The sequence below is a fragment of the Nonomuraea sp. NPDC001699 genome (assembly GCF_053596455.1).
Map to the genome: position 1 here is coordinate 45,490 of NZ_JBSFGF010000030.1, position 19,005 is coordinate 64,494.

The 19,005-nt window shown below is 72.6% G+C and carries 21 protein-coding genes; 14 read left to right on the plus strand and 7 right to left on the minus strand.

Annotated features, from left to right (window positions below; all coding sequences use genetic code 11):
• The first annotated feature begins 6 nt into the window (after positions 1 to 6).
• Positions 7 to 753: an amino acid ABC transporter ATP-binding protein gene (locus ACWCSU_RS46400; protein WP_357696658.1), complete on the plus strand. Its 747-nt coding sequence runs from the start codon at positions 7 to 9 to the stop codon at positions 751 to 753.
• Between the two features lie 40 nt (positions 754 to 793).
• Here ACWCSU_RS46400 and ACWCSU_RS46405 read toward each other — a convergent pair whose 3' ends face one another.
• From ACWCSU_RS46405 to ACWCSU_RS46415, 3 genes are all read right to left on the minus strand, one after another.
• Entirely contained in the window at positions 794 to 2,062 is a 1,269-nt protein-coding gene (locus tag ACWCSU_RS46405) for a hypothetical protein (protein WP_449942722.1), read from the minus strand.
• 87 nt (positions 2,063 to 2,149) lie between these two features.
• Complete coding sequence (locus ACWCSU_RS46410) at positions 2,150 to 2,611, minus strand: hypothetical protein (protein WP_449942723.1); 462 nt, start codon at positions 2,609 to 2,611, stop codon at positions 2,150 to 2,152.
• Entirely contained in the window at positions 2,604 to 3,389 is a 786-nt protein-coding gene (locus ACWCSU_RS46415; RefSeq protein WP_449942724.1) for a hypothetical protein, read from the minus strand. Before ACWCSU_RS46415 ends, ACWCSU_RS46410 begins: the two co-directional genes overlap by 8 nt.
• Positions 3,390 to 3,625: 236 nt before the next feature.
• Here ACWCSU_RS46415 and ACWCSU_RS46420 point away from each other — a divergent pair, with 236 nt between their 5' ends.
• From ACWCSU_RS46420 to ACWCSU_RS46430, 3 genes are read left to right on the plus strand one after another with little or no spacing between them, the layout of a single operon-like run.
• Positions 3,626 to 5,266, plus strand: coding sequence for a SpoIIE family protein phosphatase (locus tag ACWCSU_RS46420; RefSeq protein ID WP_449942725.1), 1,641 nt, complete (start codon positions 3,626 to 3,628; stop codon positions 5,264 to 5,266).
• Complete coding sequence (locus tag ACWCSU_RS46425; protein WP_449942726.1) at positions 5,263 to 6,366, plus strand: cobalamin B12-binding domain-containing protein; 1,104 nt, start codon at positions 5,263 to 5,265, stop codon at positions 6,364 to 6,366. The genes ACWCSU_RS46420 and ACWCSU_RS46425 overlap by 4 nt, the downstream gene beginning before the upstream one ends.
• Positions 6,363 to 6,731: an STAS domain-containing protein gene (locus ACWCSU_RS46430; RefSeq protein ID WP_357696177.1), complete on the plus strand. Its 369-nt coding sequence runs from the start codon at positions 6,363 to 6,365 to the stop codon at positions 6,729 to 6,731. The genes ACWCSU_RS46425 and ACWCSU_RS46430 overlap by 4 nt, the downstream gene beginning before the upstream one ends.
• A gap of 59 nt (positions 6,732 to 6,790) precedes the next feature.
• Here ACWCSU_RS46430 and ACWCSU_RS46435 read toward each other — a convergent pair whose 3' ends face one another.
• On the minus strand, positions 6,791 to 7,318 hold the full coding sequence (locus tag ACWCSU_RS46435; RefSeq protein WP_449942727.1) for an STAS domain-containing protein: 528 nt from the start codon (positions 7,316 to 7,318) through the stop codon (positions 6,791 to 6,793).
• A gap of 150 nt (positions 7,319 to 7,468) precedes the next feature.
• Here ACWCSU_RS46435 and ACWCSU_RS46440 point away from each other — a divergent pair, with 150 nt between their 5' ends.
• Positions 7,469 to 8,437 carry a lytic murein transglycosylase gene (locus ACWCSU_RS46440; RefSeq protein WP_449942728.1) on the plus strand — a complete coding sequence of 323 codons (969 nt, stop codon included), beginning with the start codon at positions 7,469 to 7,471 and terminating at the stop codon, positions 8,435 to 8,437.
• Positions 8,438 to 8,449: 12 nt separating this feature from the next.
• Here ACWCSU_RS46440 and ACWCSU_RS46445 read toward each other — a convergent pair whose 3' ends face one another.
• A complete protein-coding gene (locus ACWCSU_RS46445) occupies positions 8,450 to 9,385 on the minus strand; it encodes an NAD-dependent epimerase/dehydratase family protein (RefSeq protein WP_449942729.1) in 936 nt (311 codons plus the stop codon).
• Positions 9,386 to 9,488: 103 nt separating this feature from the next.
• On the opposite strand from ACWCSU_RS46445, the gene ACWCSU_RS46450 reads away from it, so the two are divergent.
• Positions 9,489 to 10,442, plus strand: a complete 954-nt coding sequence (locus tag ACWCSU_RS46450) for a GlxA family transcriptional regulator (RefSeq protein WP_449942730.1) — start codon at positions 9,489 to 9,491, stop codon at positions 10,440 to 10,442.
• Between the two features lie 12 nt (positions 10,443 to 10,454).
• Here the strand turns inward: ACWCSU_RS46450 and ACWCSU_RS46455 are convergent, their stop codons facing one another.
• Complete coding sequence (locus ACWCSU_RS46455) at positions 10,455 to 11,624, minus strand: FAD-dependent monooxygenase (RefSeq protein ID WP_449942731.1); 1,170 nt, start codon at positions 11,622 to 11,624, stop codon at positions 10,455 to 10,457.
• 69 nt (positions 11,625 to 11,693) lie between these two features.
• Between ACWCSU_RS46455 and ACWCSU_RS46460 the strand changes: the two genes are divergently transcribed.
• Positions 11,694 to 12,263 carry a TetR/AcrR family transcriptional regulator gene (locus ACWCSU_RS46460; protein ID WP_449942732.1) on the plus strand — a complete coding sequence of 190 codons (570 nt, stop codon included), beginning with the start codon at positions 11,694 to 11,696 and terminating at the stop codon, positions 12,261 to 12,263.
• A 15-nt stretch (positions 12,264 to 12,278) separates the two neighbouring features.
• On the opposite strand, the gene ACWCSU_RS46465 is transcribed toward ACWCSU_RS46460, so the two are convergent.
• A complete protein-coding gene (locus tag ACWCSU_RS46465; RefSeq protein ID WP_449942733.1) occupies positions 12,279 to 12,809 on the minus strand; it encodes an NUDIX domain-containing protein in 531 nt (176 codons plus the stop codon).
• Between the two features lie 47 nt (positions 12,810 to 12,856).
• On the opposite strand from ACWCSU_RS46465, the gene ACWCSU_RS46470 reads away from it, so the two are divergent.
• The 7 genes from ACWCSU_RS46470 (at position 12,857) to ACWCSU_RS46500 (ending at position 18,948) form a co-directional block, all read left to right on the plus strand.
• Positions 12,857 to 13,825, plus strand: a complete 969-nt coding sequence (locus tag ACWCSU_RS46470; RefSeq protein ID WP_449942734.1) for an ankyrin repeat domain-containing protein — start codon at positions 12,857 to 12,859, stop codon at positions 13,823 to 13,825.
• A gap of 153 nt (positions 13,826 to 13,978) precedes the next feature.
• Complete coding sequence (locus ACWCSU_RS46475; protein ID WP_449942736.1) at positions 13,979 to 14,218, plus strand: hypothetical protein; 240 nt, start codon at positions 13,979 to 13,981, stop codon at positions 14,216 to 14,218.
• 256 nt (positions 14,219 to 14,474) lie between these two features.
• Complete coding sequence (gene sigJ, locus ACWCSU_RS46480) at positions 14,475 to 15,347, plus strand: RNA polymerase sigma factor SigJ (protein ID WP_449942738.1); 873 nt, start codon at positions 14,475 to 14,477, stop codon at positions 15,345 to 15,347.
• Positions 15,348 to 15,408: 61 nt separating this feature from the next.
• On the plus strand, positions 15,409 to 16,575 hold the full coding sequence (locus tag ACWCSU_RS46485; RefSeq protein ID WP_449942740.1) for an NAD(P)/FAD-dependent oxidoreductase: 1,167 nt from the start codon (positions 15,409 to 15,411) through the stop codon (positions 16,573 to 16,575).
• 243 nt (positions 16,576 to 16,818) lie between these two features.
• On the plus strand, positions 16,819 to 17,769 hold the full coding sequence (gene bla, locus ACWCSU_RS46490) for a class A beta-lactamase (protein ID WP_449942742.1): 951 nt from the start codon (positions 16,819 to 16,821) through the stop codon (positions 17,767 to 17,769).
• A gap of 143 nt (positions 17,770 to 17,912) precedes the next feature.
• Positions 17,913 to 18,488, plus strand: a complete 576-nt coding sequence (locus ACWCSU_RS46495; protein ID WP_449942807.1) for a SigE family RNA polymerase sigma factor — start codon at positions 17,913 to 17,915, stop codon at positions 18,486 to 18,488.
• Entirely contained in the window at positions 18,376 to 18,948 is a 573-nt protein-coding gene (locus ACWCSU_RS46500) for a hypothetical protein (protein ID WP_449942809.1), read from the plus strand. The genes ACWCSU_RS46495 and ACWCSU_RS46500 overlap by 113 nt, the downstream gene beginning before the upstream one ends.
• The last annotated feature ends 57 nt before the right edge of the window (positions 18,949 to 19,005 follow it).

Genomic DNA, 19,005 nt, shown 5'->3' on the forward strand with positions numbered 1-19,005 from the left:
GTGCGCATGGGCTACGGCGACACGCAGGTGCTCAACGGCGTGGACTTCACCGTCGCGCCCGGCGAGGTGAGCTGCGTGATCGGGCCGTCGGGATCGGGCAAGTCGACCTTCCTGCGCTGCGTCAACGGGCTGGAGCAGGTGCTCGGCGGCAGCCTGCGGGTGCTCGACGAGGAGGTCGGTCACAGCCTGCGCGAGGGACGCTACCGGCCGTGGACGCCCAAGGAGTTCGCCGTCTTCCGCCAGCGGATCGGCATGGTGTTCCAGCGGTTCAACCTGTTCGCCCACCAGAGCGCGCTGGAGAACGTGGCCTGCGCCCCCGTCCACGTGCTCGGCGTCCCGGCGGATCGGGCCCGGGTGACCGCCATGGAACACCTGGACCGCGTCGGCCTGGCCGCGCACGCCCACAAGCGGCCCCACCAGCTCTCCGGCGGCCAGCAGCAGCGGGTCGCCATCGCCAGGGCCCTGGCGATGAGCCCGGAGCTGATGCTGTTCGACGAGCCCACGTCCGCGCTGGACCCCGAGCTGGTGGACGAGGTGCTGGAGGTCATGCGCGGCCTGGCCGCCGACGGCATGACGATGGTCGTGGTCACCCACGAGATCGCCTTCGCCAGGGAGGTCGGCGACCGGCTGGCCTTCTTCGCCGACGGGGTCGTGGTGGAGAGCGGCCCGCCGGCCGAACTGCTGGCCAACCCGGGGCACGAGCGGACCAGGGCGTTCCTGTCCAGCGTCCTGAGCTCGGACAACCGCTCCTGACGACGGCCCGGCAGCCCGACCGCGGCTGCCGGGCCTCCGATCAACGTGCGCTGAACCGCAGGAAACCGGCCGTCTGTGTCGTGGCGGCGATCAGGGAGCCGGCGATCAGCGCCAGCCACAGGCCGTTCAGCCCCCACGCCTGCGCCGCCGGGCCCGCCACGGCAGCGAGCACGCCGTTGCCGAGCACGGCCGACCCCAGCGTCCAGGACGACCGCCGGAGCGCCGTCAGACCGGCGGACATCACGATCGCGCAGTGGTCGGCCAGGGCGTGGACCACCGACAACGGCACCAGGCCGACGGCGACGGCGAGCACGGCGGCGTCCGAGGTGAACAGCCCGAGCACCGCCTCCCCCAGGAGGACCAGCACGAGCCCGCCCGCCAGCACGCCGGCGGCGCCGATCGTCAGGGCCGCCCGGTTCAGCCGACGGGCCTCGCCGGGGAGGACGGCCCGGGCGATCTCCGGCGTCGCGGCCTGCGCGATCGCGACGGCGGCCAGTCCGAGCAACCCGTGCAGCGACAGCAGGACGGCGTGGGCCGCCGCCCCCTGGGCCCCCGTCCGCGCGGCGGCGTAGGTCACCCCGCCCAGGACCGCGAACTTGACGACGAGCGTGGCCGACATCGGCAGGCCCACCCTGGCCATCCGCAGGATCTCCCGGGGACGGGGGCGTCCCGGCCACGGCGACCGTCCGCGCAGCTCGGGCAGGCGCAGCAGGAGCGCGTTGGACACGGCGACGGCCACGGCGGTGGACGCCAGCAGCGCGACACCGCTGCCCTGAACCCCCATTCGCGGCACCAGGACGAGATGCAGCACGATGTTCGCAGCCGTGCTCGACAGGCCGGACCTGAGCACCAGCCGGCTGCGTCCCAGCGCGACCAGCATGCCGCCGGCGCCGCTGCCCGCGGCGTACAGCAGCACCTGGGCCGCCATCAGCGGCGGCAACGCGCCGAACTCGGCCGCCACCTCGCCGGGCGCCCCACCGATCCGCGCGATCACCGGGACCCCGAGCATGACGCCCGCGCCGGCCGCGCCGAGTCCGAGGGTGAGCCAGCGCGCGTCCTTCAGGACGGCCAGCGCCTCGCCCGGACGGTCCCGGCAGGCGGCGACGAACGGCGCCATCCCCCGCAGCCCGCCCGACACCGCGGCCGTGACCGGGGTGAGCACCGCGTTGACGAGGGCGAACGCCGCCAGTTGCGCGGTGGCCTGGCGTCCGAGTAGGGCGGTGCCGACGAGCTGGGCGACGACGCCGGCACTCATGGACAGGTAGAGCGGAACGGCGGCGGCGAGAAGCGCACGATGTGGGGAGGGCATGAAAGGCAAGATCCCGGGGGCGCCTGCCCGCCGGGATGCATGATCATTATACCGGTACGCCGCCCGTCCCGTCTGCCCCTTCGCCTCTCAGCCGCCTCCGAGCCGGCCCGGCACAAGGGGCCGTCCGGAACGGGGGTCCAGGGTGATCGTCTGCCCGCCCCACAGTCCACGGTCGTCCCCGGGCCAGTCGTCCAGGCGGACGTGTGCGGGGTCGAGCCAGGTCACCCTGGGCAGGCCGTCGTCGTATTCGGTGGTGAAGCGCTCCACCAGGGGCCATTCGCGGGTCAGCGGGCCGTCCTTCCTGCGGACCACGAGCGTCGGACCGGCCCCGAGCGCCAGCGCCCCCGAGACGATGACCAGGCTCGCCGCCACGGTCCCCAGCAGGACCGGCCGGTCGAGCACCACGTAGTGCCCGAGCCCGCCCACCAGGGCAGCCGCCACCACGACCACCGCCAGGACGAGGAGGCCGGCGGCCACCCGCCCGCGCAGACTCTCGCCGGGGTCGTCCCTGTCCGTCGAGGTCGTCCGTGGCACGGCGGGTTCAGGCAAACCTGACCTCCAGCCTGATCCGCTGGTTGGTCCCGCTCTGCTCGAAGTCGGCGGTGACCTGCGAGCCGAAGGAAGAGCTGCCGGTTAGCTTCACCTGGAGCGGGTAGACCTTGCCGCTGCCGGCCGAGCGGTAGGTCGCGGTGATCCGGTACCGCCCCAGGGGCACGTCCACCACCGCCCAGCCGCTGTCGGTGTAGACCGGCTTGCGGCCGGAGACGACCCTGCCCTTGCTGCCGTCGATCAGCGGGCCGACCGGGGTCATCGTCAGCCGTACGTTCTCCTGGTCGACGTTCTCCGGGAGGTTGTCGAACCAGAGGTTCGTGGCGACCAGGCCGCCGTAGTAGCGGCCGTCGGCGCCCGGCCGCCTGCCGGTGACGCGCCAGGTGAAGTTCCGTACGCCGCCGGCGCTCGCCCGGACGGAGGCGGTCGAGGAGGGCTCAAGGTCGAAGGTGTACTGCCTGCCGTTGAACTGCCGCGTCACCGAGGCGCTGACCACCCAGGACGACGGTTCGTGCGGCAGTCGCGTCCGGTAGAGGCCGTTACGGTCGCTGAGCAGCACGATGTCGCTGTTGTAGTAGCGCCGGTCCTTCACCACGACCTTCGCGCCCTCGACCGGCCGCCCGGCCGAGTTCACCACCCGTCCCTGTACGGCGTAGGCCGCCGCCGCGATGCTCACGTCAGCCGCGTCGGCCGGGCCCGGCGCGCACCCGAGCACCGCGCTCAGGACGAGCGTCGCCCCCGTCCGGCCCAGAACCGACCGTTTCCTCGTCTCCCCCACGCCCATCTTCTCCCCGTCCACCGAATGCGTCCCGTCCTGCCGGCCAGAAACGAGATCACCCTGGCACCGGCCCCTTGGAAACGGCTGGAAAGCACTGGAGACGGCCAGTGGAGTGCCCTCGGCCGGATGGTCCTCGGCTGGGGCGGCGGGCGAGCCTCGGCTACAGTGGAGAGGAGATTGTGCATAAGCACCTATGACTTTGGGGAGGCAGAGCCCGCCGCGGCGGGCTCGTTGTCGTGAGAGGTCTGACGAGCAGCCTGGGGCAGGACGAGTCCGGGGCCGTGTGGCGCGGCGCCCCCCACCCGGTCCTGCTGGTGGACGCCGCCGGTGTCATCGCGCAGGCCAACGACGCGGCGCTGCGGCTGCTGCCCGAGGCGGTCCCCGGAGCGGCGCTGGCCGACAGCGTCCCCGCCTGGCTCTCCCGGGCCCACGACGCCCCCGGATCTCCGGATGCCTCCGCCGATGCCGGCGTGCGCGGCCTGATCGGGGAGTCCACGTTCGAGGCCCGTCCGGTCCGCGACGGCGACGTGACCGCCTGGTGGCTCACCGACGCCACCGACCTCGTACGCGCCACCCAGGCCCTGCACCTCGAACGCGAGCGCACGTCGTTCCTCGACAAGGCCTCCGGCGAGCTGCTGTCCTCGCTCAACCTCGACCGCTGCCTGGAGGTGACCGCCCGGCTGGCCGCCCGCCACCTGGCCGACGCCGCGCTGGTCATCCTGCCGCCGTACCGGCGCAGGCATTCGATCGCCTACTGCGGCCCGGACGGCGCCGTCGTCCGGGAGGACCTGGCCGTCGACCCCGAGGCCGTGCCGGGCCTGGCCGAGGCGTTGCAGGGCTATCCGCCCCTGCCCTCCCGCTGGATCGATCCCGCCGCCGCCCCCGGCTGGCTGGCCCGCGACGGGCTCGGCGAGGTCGGCTCGATGGTCGTGACCGCCCTGCCCGGCCACGGCGTCCCGGCGGGGGCGCTCGTGCTGCTGCGCGGCAGCGGCCAGGCGGGCTTCTCCGACGGCGAGGAGGTCTTCGCGCGGCTGTTCGCGGCCCGCGCCGGGGCCGCGATGTCCGCCGCCCGCCTGTACGCCGAGCAGGCCGACATCACCGAGACCCTCATGCGCGAGCTCCTGCCGCCCCGCGTGGACAGCCTGCACGGCGTCGAGGTCGCCGCCCGCTACCGGCCCTCCGAGCACACCGCCCGCGTCGGCGGCGACTTCTACGACCTCCACCCGCCCGCCGAACCCGGCCAGGAGTCGCTGGTGGTGCTCGGCGACGTGGCCGGCAAGGGCCTTGAGGCCGCCGTGCTCACCGGCAAGATCCGGCACACCCTCCAGGCCCTGCTGCCGCTGGCCGACGACCATCAGCGCGTGCTCGAACTGCTCAACGGCGTCCTGCTCAAGAGCAGCGACCGCTCCCGGTTCGTCACGCTCGTCCTGGCCTCGATCCGGCGTGCCGGCAACCGCGTCCTGGTCCGGGTCACCAGCGCCGGGCACGCGCCGCCCGTCGTCGTACGCGGCGACGGGCGCGTCGACGTGGCCGGCACCAAGGGCACCCTCATCGGCATGCTCGAACGCGTCACCAGCGTCACCGACACCGTGGTCCTCGAACCCGGCGAGACCTGCCTGCTCTACACCGACGGCATCACCGAGGCCGTCGGCGGCCCGCTGGGCGACGAGATGTTCGGCGACGAACGGCTGCTGGAGGAGTTGCGGCAGTGCGGCGGCATGCCGCCCGAGGCGATCACGGAACGTGTGGAGATGTTGTCCTCCCAGTGGGTAGGGGGTGGCGATCACGATGACATGGCCGTGATCGCCATCACGGCGCCGCGCGGAGCACATCTGAGCGCGGTGGGAGGACACGGACGGGGAAGGTTCACCGCATGACGCACGCAGACGGATTCTCCGCCTGGCGCGAAAAACTCTGGAACGCCGCTGTCGCAGGCGACGAATACGCCGCCACCGACGCCGCGCTCGCCGCGCTCGACCAGGACATCCCTCTGGAAACCCTGCTGCTGAAGGTCGTCGCCCCCGTACAGGCCCGGGTGGGCCTTGAGTGGGAGACCAATCGCATCACGGTGGCGCAGGAGCACACCGCCACCGCCGTCAACGAGCGGGTGCTGGCCGCGCTCGCCCACCATCCGGCCGCCCGCGCCGCCGCCGCGAACGGCCCGGTCCTCGGGCGCATCGCCGTCGCCTGCATCGACGGCGAGTGGCACGCCATGCCCGCCCGGATCCTGGCCGAGGTGCTGCGGCTGCGCGGCTGGCGGGTCGACTACCTCGGCGCCCAGGTCCCGACGCCGCACCTCATCACGCACCTGCACCGCACCGCCTGCGACGTGGTGGCGCTGTCCAGCTCCATCCCCACCCGGCTGCCCGGCGCGCACGCCGCCATCACCGCCTGCCAGGCGACCGGCACGCCGGTGATGGCCGGCGGCGCCGCGTTCGGACCGGACGGCCTCTACGCCCGCCTCCTCGGCGCCGACGCCTGGGCCGCGGACGGCGCCGCCGCCGCCGACCGGCTCGCCGCCGGCCCGCTGCCCCGCCCCACCGCCCCCCGCCAGGCCGTGGACGACCTGCCGCACCTGGGCGACCAGGAGTACACCCTGGTCAGCCGGTCGGCCCGGCGCCTGGTCAGGGACGTCATGGGCGGCCTGGAGGAACGCGTCCCCGCGATGGCGGCCTACACGCCGCAGCAGCGCCGGCACACCGCCGAGGACGTCCTGCACATCGTCGACTTCCTGGCCACCGCGCTCTACGTGGACGACCCCGCGCTGTTCGGCCGCTTCCTCACCTGGACGGCGGGCGTCCTGACCGCTCGCGGTGTCCCGGCCGGTGCGCTGCTACCGGCCCTCGACCTGCTGGGCGGCCGGCTGGAGGACTTCCCGCGCGCCTCGGCCCTGATCACCCACGGGCGCGATGCCATACGCGCCGCGTCCTCCCCCACCGACGACCCCCCTCTCCCCGGCCACGGAAAGATCGCATGACCGCCTTCGCCCCCGATCCGCTGACCCTCGCCCAGGACACGCCCCACCCGGGGGTGCTGCGCGTCCACGTCAACGGCGACCTGGACTACAACACCGCGCGCGAGCTGCTGGCCACCGCCGTCGCCGCGCTCGCCGACGGCGCCCTGACCGACCTGCACCTCGACTTCGACGGCCTGCACTTCTGCGACTCCAGCGGGCTGTCGGCGCTGCTGATGATCCACCAGCACGCCGTGTCGGCCGGCACCCGGCTGCATCTGGAGCAGCGCCCGCGGGTGCTGGAGCGGCTGCTGGACGTCAGCGGCACGTACGAGCACCTCACCGGCGCCCCGGCCGCCGTCACCCAGCATTCCTTCACCCAGGACTGACCCTCGCCGGGCGACCGTCCCGCCTCTGGAACCCGTCCGGAGCCCGCCTTCGGCCGGGTTCAGCCCGCCGTGACCCAGCCGGCTGCCGGGAGGCCCCTCTCGCGGCCCGACGCGCGACGGAAGACCGCGGCTCCGGCCGTCGCGGCGAGCACGGTGTCGCCCATGGCGATGTGCTCGGCCATCCCCGTACGGCGCATCATGTTGGCGCAGTTCGACGGGGGCCTGGCCACCGCCAGGTCGCCGCCGGTCTCATGGGCGTGCTTCCACAGCGCGATGACGACGGCCAGCCCAGTGGAGTCGAAGAACTCGACGCCTTCGAGGTCGAGCACGATCATCCGTATCGGGGCCCGGCCGCCCCCGTCGCCGTCTCTGTCGCCGTCTCTGTCACCGTCGCCGTCACCGTCGCCGTCGCCGTCGCCGTCGCCGGCCACGATGCCGAGTGCCCATTTCCGGAACTCGGGTTTCTGCGTGAAGTCGAGGTCTCCGCTCAACTCCATGACCAGGCAACCGTCCGCCTGTCTCGTCTCCGCCCGCAACCGGGGCCCCTGCCAGCTCGTCTCAAGCTCTTCGCCGTCGATGCCGTCCACCTCCAGGTGCCTGCTCTTCTACCCGTCTGCTTCGGGCCCACGCCGCCATTGGTGAGAAGCGTACGCATCCCGGGTGGTGGACGCCGCCCATCGGGGGATACGAGATGAGATGTCCGGGATCAAGCCGTGGGACAGGTAGGTTGGCCGACCATGGACGACCTCCGACGCCCGTTCCGCGCCCGCCCGCCGATGTCCCGCACCGGCCGCGGCCGTACGCTCGCCGGTCTCCTGCTGGTGGGCGCGGCGGTCGCCGGGACGGCGGGATGCGGCAGCGCGGACGCCACCGGCACGGCCGCGCCCGCCCCCGAGCCCGCCCCCGCATCGGCGACCGCGACGGCGAGCGCCGGGGCCTCCTCCGGTCAGGCGCTGCCGGCCCCCGCCGCGCCGCTCCCCACCGACCCCGCCCGTCTGGCGACCGCGCTCCGCGAGACGGCCACCGCCCTGAACGCGGCCATCGACCGCTGGCGGCCCGCGAACGGAACCCCGCCGCGGGACGTCGAGCTCCTGGCCCTCTACCAGCAGCGCCTCTACCGCCACGCCGCCCGCCACCGCGACCTGGCCGACCGCGCCTTCGCCCGCCTGCCCGCCGCGCTCGCCGCCCAGGCCAGGGACAACGTCACCGCCCTGCGCGAGCTGCTCGCCCTGACCCGGCCCATCAAGCCGTCCGCCGTGTTCAAGGTCCAGCGGGCCCGCCCCGCCGACGAGCTGCTCGGCCACTTCAAGCGGGCCGAGCGCCGTTTCGGGGTGGAATGGGAGGTGCTGGCGTCGGTGATGCTCGTCGAGAGCAAGTTCGGCCGGGTTCGCGCCGACAGCCACGCCGGAGCCCAGGGGCCCATGCAGTTCATGCCGGCGACCTGGCGGGCGTACGGGATGGGCGGCGACGTGCAGAACCCCCGGGACGCCGTCATGGCCGCGGCCAACTACCTGCACGCCAGCGGCGCCCCCGGCGACAACCGGCGCGCGTTGTACGCCTACAACCGGTCGCGGGCGTACGTGGACGCCGTGCTCCTGCACGCCCGGCAGATGCGGCGCGACCCGCGCGCGTACTACGCGTACTACAACTGGCAGGTCTTCGTGCTCACCACAGCCGGGGAACGCCGCCTGACCGGCCCGAAGTGACGGGCGTTGCGGTCACTGCGACGTCCGGGCGGTCCTCGCCGCGTCGGCCATCTCCGTCAGGACGTCGTCGAGCGGCGTGGCGTCGACGCCGAGGAGCTCCAGGGTCGGGGACGCGTCGAGGAGGTTCGGCCGGTCGTAGAGGTACAACATCTCGGGGAACTCGGCCATGACGGAGTCGGTGCGCCCGATCTCCTCAAGCTCGCCCAGGGACATGTGCGCCAGCTTCGGAGCGGGCGCCTGGGCGGTCGCGGCAAGTCGCTCGGCCAGCCCGCGCACCGCAAGCCCGGACGTCGAAGGCACGTGCCAGGCCCGCCCCCAGGACGCCTCGTGCCGCGCGGCGGCGACGAGCGTGCGGGCGGTGTCGCCGGTGTAGGACCAGGAGTGCGGCGCGTCCAGGTCACCGGGGTAGGAAACCGGCGCGCCGGCCAGCACCTGCGCCCCCACCATGATCGTGAACGGCGAGTACGCGCCGGCGCCGAGGAAGTCGCTCGCCCGGACCTCGGTCACCCGGACCCGGCCCGCCTGGTGGGCGGCGAGGGCGTCGTGCCACATCTGAGCGCGAACCCGGCCCTTGCGGCTGGTCGGCGCCATCGGCGACCCGTCGGTGACGGGACCCTCGACCGGCCCGTATCCGTAGGTGTTGCCGAGCATGACGTAGTCGGCCCCGCTGTGTTCGGCCGCGGCCAGCAACGCGGCGGCCAGCGGCGGCCACTCGGCCGGCCAGCGATCGTAGGGCGGCATCGCGCAGTTGAACAGGACGGCGGCTCCCTCGGTCAGCTCCGTCAGCCGGCCGACGTCGCCGGCGTCGGCGGACACGCGTTCGATCAGGGGGTGGGCCGGGCCGCCGCCGCTGCGGGTGACCAGGCGGACCTGCTGCCCGGCCTCGGCCAGCAGCCAGGCGGCGGCCGATCCGGTGGCGCCGGCGCCGACGATGACATGCAAGGACACGATCTTCTCCAAGTACGGGGATGGTGACATCGGTTGTCCACCCTGCCCCGCAGGCGATCGGTACGATAGTGGCCCAAATGCCAAGTATCCGGAGGTTCGGGCCATGCATCGGGTGGCCGTCATCGCCGTCCCGCCGGCCACGACGTTCGACCTGTCCATTCCGGAACTCGTCCTCGGCGAGCTGACCGTGGACGGGCGGCCCGGCTACGACGTCCGGATCTGCACCGCCGAGCCCGGCGCCCTGGCCACCGGTGGCAGCCTCCACGTCACCGTCGCGCACGGGCTGGAGATCGCCGACGAGGCCGACACCGTCATCGTCACCGGAACGGGCGCCCGTGACGACATCGACCCGCGCGTCCTGCGAGCCCTGCGCCGGGCGGCGGAGGAGGGCAGGCGCGTCGCGTCGATCTGCACCGGGGCCTTCGTCCTGGCGCGGGCGGGGTTGCTGGAGGGGCGCAGCGCCACCACCTACTGGGCCAGGTCGGAGGAGTTCCGCCGGCGCTTCCCGTCCGTCGATCTGCGTCCTGACGTGCTCTACGTCGAAGACGGGAACATCTGGACGTCCGCCGGCCTGTCCGCCGGCATCGACCTGTGCCTGCACCTGGTACGGGCCGACTACGGCGCCGCCGCGGCCAACGCCGTGGCCCGGCTGGTCGTCGCCGCCCCGGTGCGCCCCGGCGGGCAGGCCCAGTTCATCGCGTCCCCGCTGCCGCCCGAGACCGGCACCTCGCTCGCCGCCACCAGGGCGTGGGCGCTGGAACGGCTGCACGAGCCGCTCACCCGCGCCGACCTCGCCGCCCACGCCCGCACCAGCGTTCGCACCCTGAGCCGCCGCTTCCACGCCGAGACCGGTCACAGCCCGCTGCAATGGCTCCTCCACCAGCGCGTGGAGCAGGCCAGGGAACTCCTGGAGAGCACGGACCTGCCCATGAGCCAGGTGGCCCAGCTCAGCGGGCTGGTCACCACGGACTCCCTGCGCCAGCACATCGCGCACCGGACCGGCCTCACGCCCACCGCCTACCGGGCGGCCTTCACCCGTGCGAGCGCGGCTCGCTGATCGCCGGACGGCTCAGTGACGCGGGCCGTACACCGGCAGGGGACGGGCGTTCCTGCCCTGGACGCGGCGCTCCACCGCGCCGACGGCCTTCATCAGCGGCAGCCGGACCAGGGCGTCACGGACGCAGCGCCCGCCCTCGGTTCTGGGCACCATAAGCCGCACGTTGGGCCCGATCTGCTGCTTCTTCTCGACCAGCGGGCGATGGACGGCGTCGTACCGGGCGAAGGCGACCCGGTGATCCCCGCCGGCCGCGGCCAGCTCCCCCGCCAGCCGGTACGCCCCCACCAGCGCCAGCTCCGCGCCCGCCCCCGAAGCCGGGGACGCGCACCAGGCGGCGTCGCCGACGAGCACGACCCGCCCTTGGGACCATGAGTCCATGTGCACCTGGCCCAGCGCGTCGAAGTAGAAGTCGGGGTCGGCCAGGGCCGAGTCGAGCAGCTCCCTGGTACGCCAGGACGTCTCGTCCCCGAACGTCCGGCTCACCAGCCGTTTGTGCTCGGCGACGTCCCGGTGGTCGTAGTCCAGCGGCGCGGACCGGAAGATGAAGTACGCCTTGGCCTGGGCGTGGTTGCCCGACCGGTAGATCCCGGCCATGCGGCCCGGCGGGTTGAACATCGTGACCCAGCGGTCCTCCCCGAGCGCCGCGTCGGCGTCGGCGAAGGCGAAGTAGTGGTCCTTGTACCGGACGAACTCCTCCTCCGGCCCGAACACCAGCCGCCGTACGTGGGAGTGCATGCCGTCGGCGCCGACGACCAGGTCGAAGGCGCGGGCGGGCGCGTGCTCGAAGGTGACCCGCACGCCGTCGTCGTCCTGCTCAAGGCCGCGGATCGTGTCGCCGAACAGGATCTCCACGTCGGTCGCCTCGTCCAGCAGCGCCACCAGGTCGCCGCGCATGATCTCCACCGAGCCGGGGTCGCGGAACTCGACGCGAGCCACGGGCCGGTCGCCGGCGTCCACGAACTTCATGCCGTGCACGTCGGCGGCCAGCTCGCGCACCCGCGGCATGATGCCCATCCGCGCGGCCACCTCGACGGCGTCGCCCCGCACGTCCACGCCGTTGCCGCCGGTGCGCAGGCGGGGAGCGCGCTCGACGATCGTGGGCCGGAAGCCGTGCCGGGTCAGCCAGTGGGCCAGGGCGAGCCCGGCGATGCTCGCGCCGGAGATCAGGACGCGCTCGTTCATGGGGACTCCATCGCGCTAGAGTTAACTGAAATAAGCGTTCCAGTTAACTATGTGGAATGGACATTCCAGTTGTCAACACCCGCCGAGCCCAGACGCCGCGCCGACGCCGTGCGCAACCGCCGACTCGCCCTCGACGCGGCCATGACGCTGCTGGCCGAGCCCGGCGCGCCCCTCACGGTCGAGGCCATCGCCAAGCAGGCGGGGGTGGGGGCCGCGACCGTCGTACGCGCCTTCGGCGGCAAGGACGCCCTGCTGGACGCCGCGGTCTCCCGTCTGCTCGAACCGGTCGTCCGGCGCGCCCGCGACCTGCTCGCCGAGACCACGCCCTACCAGGCCCTGCGCACCTTCCTCCGCGAGCTGGTCGCCTTCCAGACCGCCCACCACGCCGTCAACGACCAACTGGACGGCCTCGATCTGCCGGCCACCACCGCCCTGCGGGCCGGCCTGGTCGCCGCTGTGGAGGAGATGATCGAGGGGGCGCGGCGCGAGGGCGCGATCCGCACCGACCTCGACCCCGCCGTCGTCACGACGCTCATCGGCCGGACCGCCCTGGCCGTCGCGCGCACCCAGCCACCCTCGCAGGCCCTCGCCGACGCCTACCTCACCGTCCTGCTGGACGGCCTGCGCTCCGCCCGGTGACCCCGTCGGCTCGCTCTACACGCGCAGGACCCGCGGCTCACCCGACGGGCGTCCCCCCGCCGCCAGCACCTCCGCCAACAGGCCCGGAAGCCCCACTGGCCGCAGGGACTCCGTGGCCTCGGCCGCGGCCAGCTCGGCCGACGACCACCATCGATGCCCCACGATCCCCTCCTCCTCCCCCGGCTCCAGGTGGGCGCGGGTGACGGCCTGCGTGCCCCGCGTCCGCGCGAGGAAGTACCGCTCCTGCACGTGCACGGGCTCGCCGTCCCAGCGGACGACCCCGTCGAGGATCCACAGGCACGGCCCCCACTCGACCTCCGTCAGCCCGGTCTCCTCCAGCAGTTCCCTGCGAGCGGCCTGAAGGAAGTCCTCGCCCGCCTTCAGCCCTCCGCCCGGGGGCACCCAGAACAACTCCCGGACCGGGGACCCGGGAACGACGATGACGCCGTCGTACCTGTGCTGGATCATCAGAACGCGATCGTGCCGGTCCAGCAGGACAGCCCGGGCACCTCGTCGGCTTTGCGTCGGCGAATTTGTCGTGGCCATACGCCATGATCGGCGATCACCCACCCCGTACGCCCCCAAGGAGTGTCATGGTCGCCGACGACAGAACCGGATGGTCCGGCATGGACCGGGACAGCTGGACGAACCTCAGCGTGGTCCGCTCCCGGCTCGACGCGGGCGCCGACCCCAACTCCGGCGTGTACTTCCACGAACGGCCGCTGCACGCCGCCGCCGAACGGGGCTCGCCCGAGGTGGTCACCGAACTGTCCCGGCGCGTCGACGACGTCGATGCCGAGCAGGAGGGCCGTACCGCCCTCTGGGAAGCCGTCTTCAACAACCGTCCCGACAACGCCCGCAGCCTCGTCGCCGCCGGAGCGGACCCGTGGCGGCCGATGATGAACGGCTGGTCCCCCGGACGGCTCAGCCTGGCCACCCCGACCCCTGACCTGTTCCCCCTCCCCGCCGGCGAGACCGGCCTGTCGGACACCGAGGCCGCGGCCGTGGCCGACGCCAGGCACCTGATCGACGTGCTGGGCGAGCCGGAGGACGACGGCTTCAGCCTCGCCTGCGTGGCGGGCGTCGGCGCCGCCGAGGCGGCCCGGCGGCTGGAGGCCGTACCGGCTGACGACGCCGACGTCGAAGAAGTGATGGAAGACCCGTTCGCGGACTTCGACAACAGCCTGGCCATCATCGGCGTCACGGACGTGCCCGGCGGATGCGTCGTCTTCCAGCCCGAGGGGTACAACGCGTCCACCCCGGGCGTCATGAAGCGCCTGTCGGCCGGCTCCGTCTGCTACGGCATGTTCGCCAACCCCAAGAGCGGCAACCAGGGAGCCGTCTGCCGCGACGGCGTCATGGAGGATTGGGACACCCACCCCGGCGGGGGCTCCGTCTCCGACGACGAGCCCCCCGAGGAGATCCTCGCCACCTACCTCTACCACCACCGGGCGGTGGCGTACTGCTTCGCCGGCGCGGGCCTGCGACCGGCCGACGCCCGATCGCTCACCTTTCGACCTGACATGTGGCTCAGGCTTCCCGAGCGGGACTGGTGGAGCTGATCAGGGCCGATCGCCCCGCGCAAGGGCGCGCCCTTCTTCGCGCATCGGAAAAAAGAGACAAGATCCACAAAACGCACCAATGAAGATCAACGAGCGCTACCGTGGAAATGATCACTGCGGCGGCGTGTGCCGCCCCACGAGGAAGGACCATGCATGCGACAGAAGGCCGCACGGTTCGGTGTGACACTGGCCATGGCCGGAGCCCTCGCCGCCGGCACCCTCGCCACCGCGGCTCCGGCCGGCGCCACGGCTACGGGCTGGGCCCCCTACCAGGCGTACCGCACCCTTCAGAACTGCGTCTCGGCCGGGACCACCCTGCTCGTCACCAAGGGGTACAAGGAGTACGAGTGCCGCTGGGACAGCCCGTTCTACATGCTCTGGCTGAGGAAGTAGCTCACCGGCGCGGCCAGGTGTCCCGCCGCTGAGCCGCTCGCCCGGCGGCGTCACCACCGCGATCCACGAGGCCACGGACGACGTCGCACGTGTCGTGCGACGCCGTCCGCCTCCCTCACCCGTCCGCCTCCCTCACCCGTACGGACCTCATCGCGCGACCGCGATCCCCTGGACGCCCCTCACACCCGATGGCCCGATGCACCCGCCCCCTACAATCGGCGGTCGGGCACGGATCCGAGAAGGGCAGGGGCGGAGGGTGGAGCCGACCGGCGCGTTGGCGGAGGCCGACTGGCAGGTGCATCGTCCCGCCGTCTTCGGGGCGGCCTACCGGATCCTCGGCAGTGTGGCCGAGGCCGAGGACGTGACGCAGGATGTCTGGTTGCGCGCCGCCGCCGCCGACCTGTCCGAAGTGCGTGATCTGCGGGCCTGGCTGGTGACCCTGGCCGCGCGGGCGTCCTACACCGTGCTCAGGTCGGCGCGGGTCAGGCGGGAGTCCTACGTCGGGCCCTGGCTGCCCGAACCGCTGCTGACCGGGCCCGACGCCGCCGCCCAGGTGCTCATGGACGAGTCGGTGAGCACCGCGATGCTGGTGGTCATGGAGACGCTCAGCCCGGCCGAGCGCGTCGCGCTGGTGCTGCACGACGTCTTCGGCTTCCCGTTCGGCCGGATCGCCGAGGTGCTCGGTGGCACCCCCGCCGCCGGCCGCAAGCTCGCCTCCCGCGCGCGGGCGCGGGTCGCCGCGGTCAAGGAGCTGCCCCAGGCGTCCAGGGCCGAGACCGAACGCCTGCTCAAGGCGTTCAGGGCGGCCGCCGACGCGGGGAACCTGGCTGGGCTCGTCGAACTGCTGCACCCCGAGGCCGTCTACATCGCCGACGGCGGCGGCAAGGTGACCGCCGCGCGCCGACCGGTCCAGGGCGCCGCGGCGATCGCGCTGCTGGCGGTCAGGCAGATCGAGATCAGGCGTCCGGACGCGTTCCAGGTCGTCGAGGTGAACGGGCAGCCGGCCCTGGCGACGTACCGCGGCGGCGAGCTGGTCTGGCTCGACACCGTGGAGATCACCGACGGGCGCATCACGACCTGGCGGAGACTGGCCAATCCCGAGAAGTTCGCCCACATCGGTCACATCTGAGCCCGCTGTCCGGTCTCCCTGCCGACCCCTGATCCCCAGGGGAGGTTGAGAGGACTGGACAATGGCCCACGTTGTGATCATCGGAGGCGGTTTCGCGGGCGTCTGGAGCGCGGCGGGCGCGGCGCTGGCACGCCGCCGGGCGGGCGGAACCGCGGATCTGCGCATCACGCTCATCGCGCCGAACGAGCACCTGGTGCTGCGGCCACGCCTGTACGAGCCGGAGCCGGACCTGGCCAAGGTGGAGCTGCGCAGGATTCTCGGCCCGATCGGCGTCGACCATCTGCGCGCCTCCGTGACCGAGATCGACACCGGCCGCCGCACAGTGGTGGCCGACGGCATGAAGATCGGCTATGACCGCCTGGTGCTGGCGGCCGGCAGCCGGCTCATCCGGCCCCACGACCTACCCGGCGCCGAACGGCTCTTCGACATCGACACCCTCGACGGGGCCCGGCGGCTCACCGACCATCTGCGCCACCGGGAGGACTACACGGCCGTGGTCGTCGGTGCCGGGTTCGCCGGTCTGGAGGCCGCGACCGCGCTGGCCACCCGTGGGCGGGTGCTGCTGGTGGACCGGTCGCAGGTGGTCGGGCACCAGCTCGGCCCGGGCCCGCGTACGGAGATCGAAGCCGCACTGGACGAGCTGGGCGTCGAACGCCGTCTCGGGACGACGGTGACCGAGGTCGGCGACGGGTACGCCGCCCTGTCCGACGGCACCGAGGTCGAGGCGGACGCGGTGGTCTGGTCGGTGGGGATGCGGGCCAGCGACCTCACCCGGCAGATCCACGACGAGCTCGACCACCTCGGCCGGATACCGGTGGATCGGTGGCTGCGCGCCCTTCCCGAGGTGTTCGTCGCCGGGGACACCGCGGCGGCGGCGTTCGACGCCGAGCACACGGTCATGCAGGCGTGCCAGCACGCCACGCCGCTCGGCAAGGTCGCCGGGTACAACGCGGCGGCCGACCTGCTCGGCGTGCCGCCGCGCGACTTCACCCCCGGCCCGTACGTCACCTGCCTGGACCTGGGCGCCGCCGGCGGGGTCTTCACCCGGGGCTGGGACCGGCGGGTGATGGCCTCGGGCGACGACGGCAAGGAGATCAAGGTACGGATCAACCAGGCCATCCACCCGCCGGTCGACGACGCGGAGAAGATCCTCGCCGCGGCCGACCGCGTCCACATCGAACTCCCCTTCTTCCCGCGCGACGAGGGAGCGACCACTCCCGCCCTCTGACTCCGGGACGCGGCGACCCACCGGCCGCCGCGTCCCGGTTGTCGTATCGCGTGCACCCCGGGAATCGACAACCGGTCGAGGCGTCAGCCATGTGGCCTGCGCGGATGCAAATTCGGCACTCGCCATCCGACTGGCGCTCATACAGAAACTGATATTGGCCTATTTCCGATATCGATATTAGACATCACTTGATCACACCTGCTTTGCTGCTGTTCTCTGATCGACGACCAGCAAGGATTCGACATGCGACATCTCCACGCCCGCCGATTCTCTGCCGCTCTGCCCGCGACCGCCCTGGCGATCGCCCTCGTGTCCGGTGGCACCCTCGGCGGCGGAACCGCGTCCGCCGCCGCCACCGTGGTGATGGCCCCCGCGGCGGTTCTGGGAGAGGGCCAGGTTAGGAAGGACCTGCGCGCGCTGGAGGCGTCCTTCAAGGGCCGTATCGGGGCGTACGCCATCGACACGGCCACCGGCAAGACCGTGGCGTACCGGGCGAGCGAGCGTTTCCCCCTCTTGTCCACGTTCAAGGCGCCTCTGTGCGCGGCCGTGCTGGACAAGGCGCGCACCGCCGAGCCCGGCCTGATGAGCAAGGTCGTCAAATGGACGGCCGCCGACATGAAGCCCAACTCTCCGGTCACCGAGAAGCACATCAAGGACGGCCTGACCGTCGCCCAGTTGTGCGAGGCGGCCGTCACCCGGAGCGACGGCACCGCGTCCAACCTGCTGCTCAAGCAGATCGACGGGCCCGCCGGACTGACGAGGTACTTCCGCACGCTGAAGGACCCGATCTCCCGCATGGACCGCTGGCACCCCGAGCTCAACGACTGGACCCCCAAGGACAAGCGCGACACCACCACGCCCGCGGCCATCGGCCGCGACCTGCACCTGCTCACGGTGGGGAACGCGCTGCACGCCGAGGACCGCGAGCGGCTCGTCGCCTGGCTGCTCGCGAACAAGGTCGGCGATGAGCGCATCCGCGCCGGCCTGCCCAAGACCTGGACGATCGGCGACAGGACCGGCACCAACTCCGACGGCTTCGGCGGCGGGAACGACATCGCGGTCATCTGGCCCGAGAAGGGCGCCGCCCCCATCATCATGGCCGTCTACACCAACCGCACCCCGGGCCTGCCCACCGACAACGGGACCATCGCGAAGACCGCCACCATCCTGGCCCGCGGCCTCGGCAAACTCTGACCTCACGCCCGGAACCGCCTCCCGGGCGCGCGCCATAGATCCGTCAGCCCTCCTGCGTCTTAGGGTGCGAGACACGAGGAGAGCCCTTGCACCCTGACCATCAGCGCGACTTCACCGAGTTCGTCGCCGGCCGATCCGACAGCTTGATCAGGCTCGCCTACGTCTTGACCGGCGACCAGCACGCCGCCGAGGACTTGCTGCAGACGGCCCTGGCCAAGACAACCGCCCACTGGCGGCGTATCCGCGACAACCCGGAGGCGTACGTCCGCCGGGTCATGTACCACGAACAGGTCGGGCGGTGGCGCAGCCCGCGCTGGGGCCGCGAACGCGTGCTCGAAGCGCCTCCCGATCACGGCGAGGCCGACCGCACCTCCGAGGTGGAGACCCGGATCACGCTGGCCAAGGCGTTACGGGTCCTGCCCGCGCGCAAACGAGCGGTGCTGGTACTGCGCTACTACGAAGACCTCCCGGAGTCCGAGGTCGCCAAGATCATGGGCTGCCCGGTGGGCACCGTACGCAGCCAGACCCATCAAGCCGTCGCCCGCCTGCGCGAACACCCCCGAGCAGTTGCGGCTGGCACGCGAATGCATGCCCAAGGGCGGACCCGTGCACAACATGGACGGGAACCTGCGGATCCCCGAGCACGGGGTGACCGACGACTTCCGGGTGCTGGTGGAGTACCGGGACAAGGGCGGCGTCACTGCCCTGGTGGGCAGTGACGCCGGTTTCGTGCTCTGCACGCCGACCGAACAGAAGGACATGGCCGAGCGCGCCGTCTTCACCTACTGGGGGTTCAGGCCGCCCGGGAACCTGGCCGGGTTCTCCGGTGATCTGCAGGTGGACGCGTACACCAACCACACGTATCCGTACACCGTCGGCAAGCAGCGGGTCCAGTACGACGACGTGTACCGGGTCGTCACCGGGCGGGTCAGCGACGCCGTGCGGCGGGTCGAGGTCGACTGGGCGGACGGGCGGCGCACGTCCGCGCGGATCGCCGACGGGTTCTTCATCGTACGGATCATCGGCAAGCTGGTGCGCGACCCTGAGGACCCCAAGAGAAAGGAGGCCACGATCCTGGACTCGCCGCCCGTCACGGTGACGGCGTACGGGACCGACGGGAAGATCCTTCGGCAGCAGAAGAACGTCGCGTTCGGGCCGCTGGGGCGCGGCAGCGACTGACGGCAGCCGCTGGAGCCGCCCGGCGCGGACGCGGCGACGGCTGCCGGCCGCCGATCG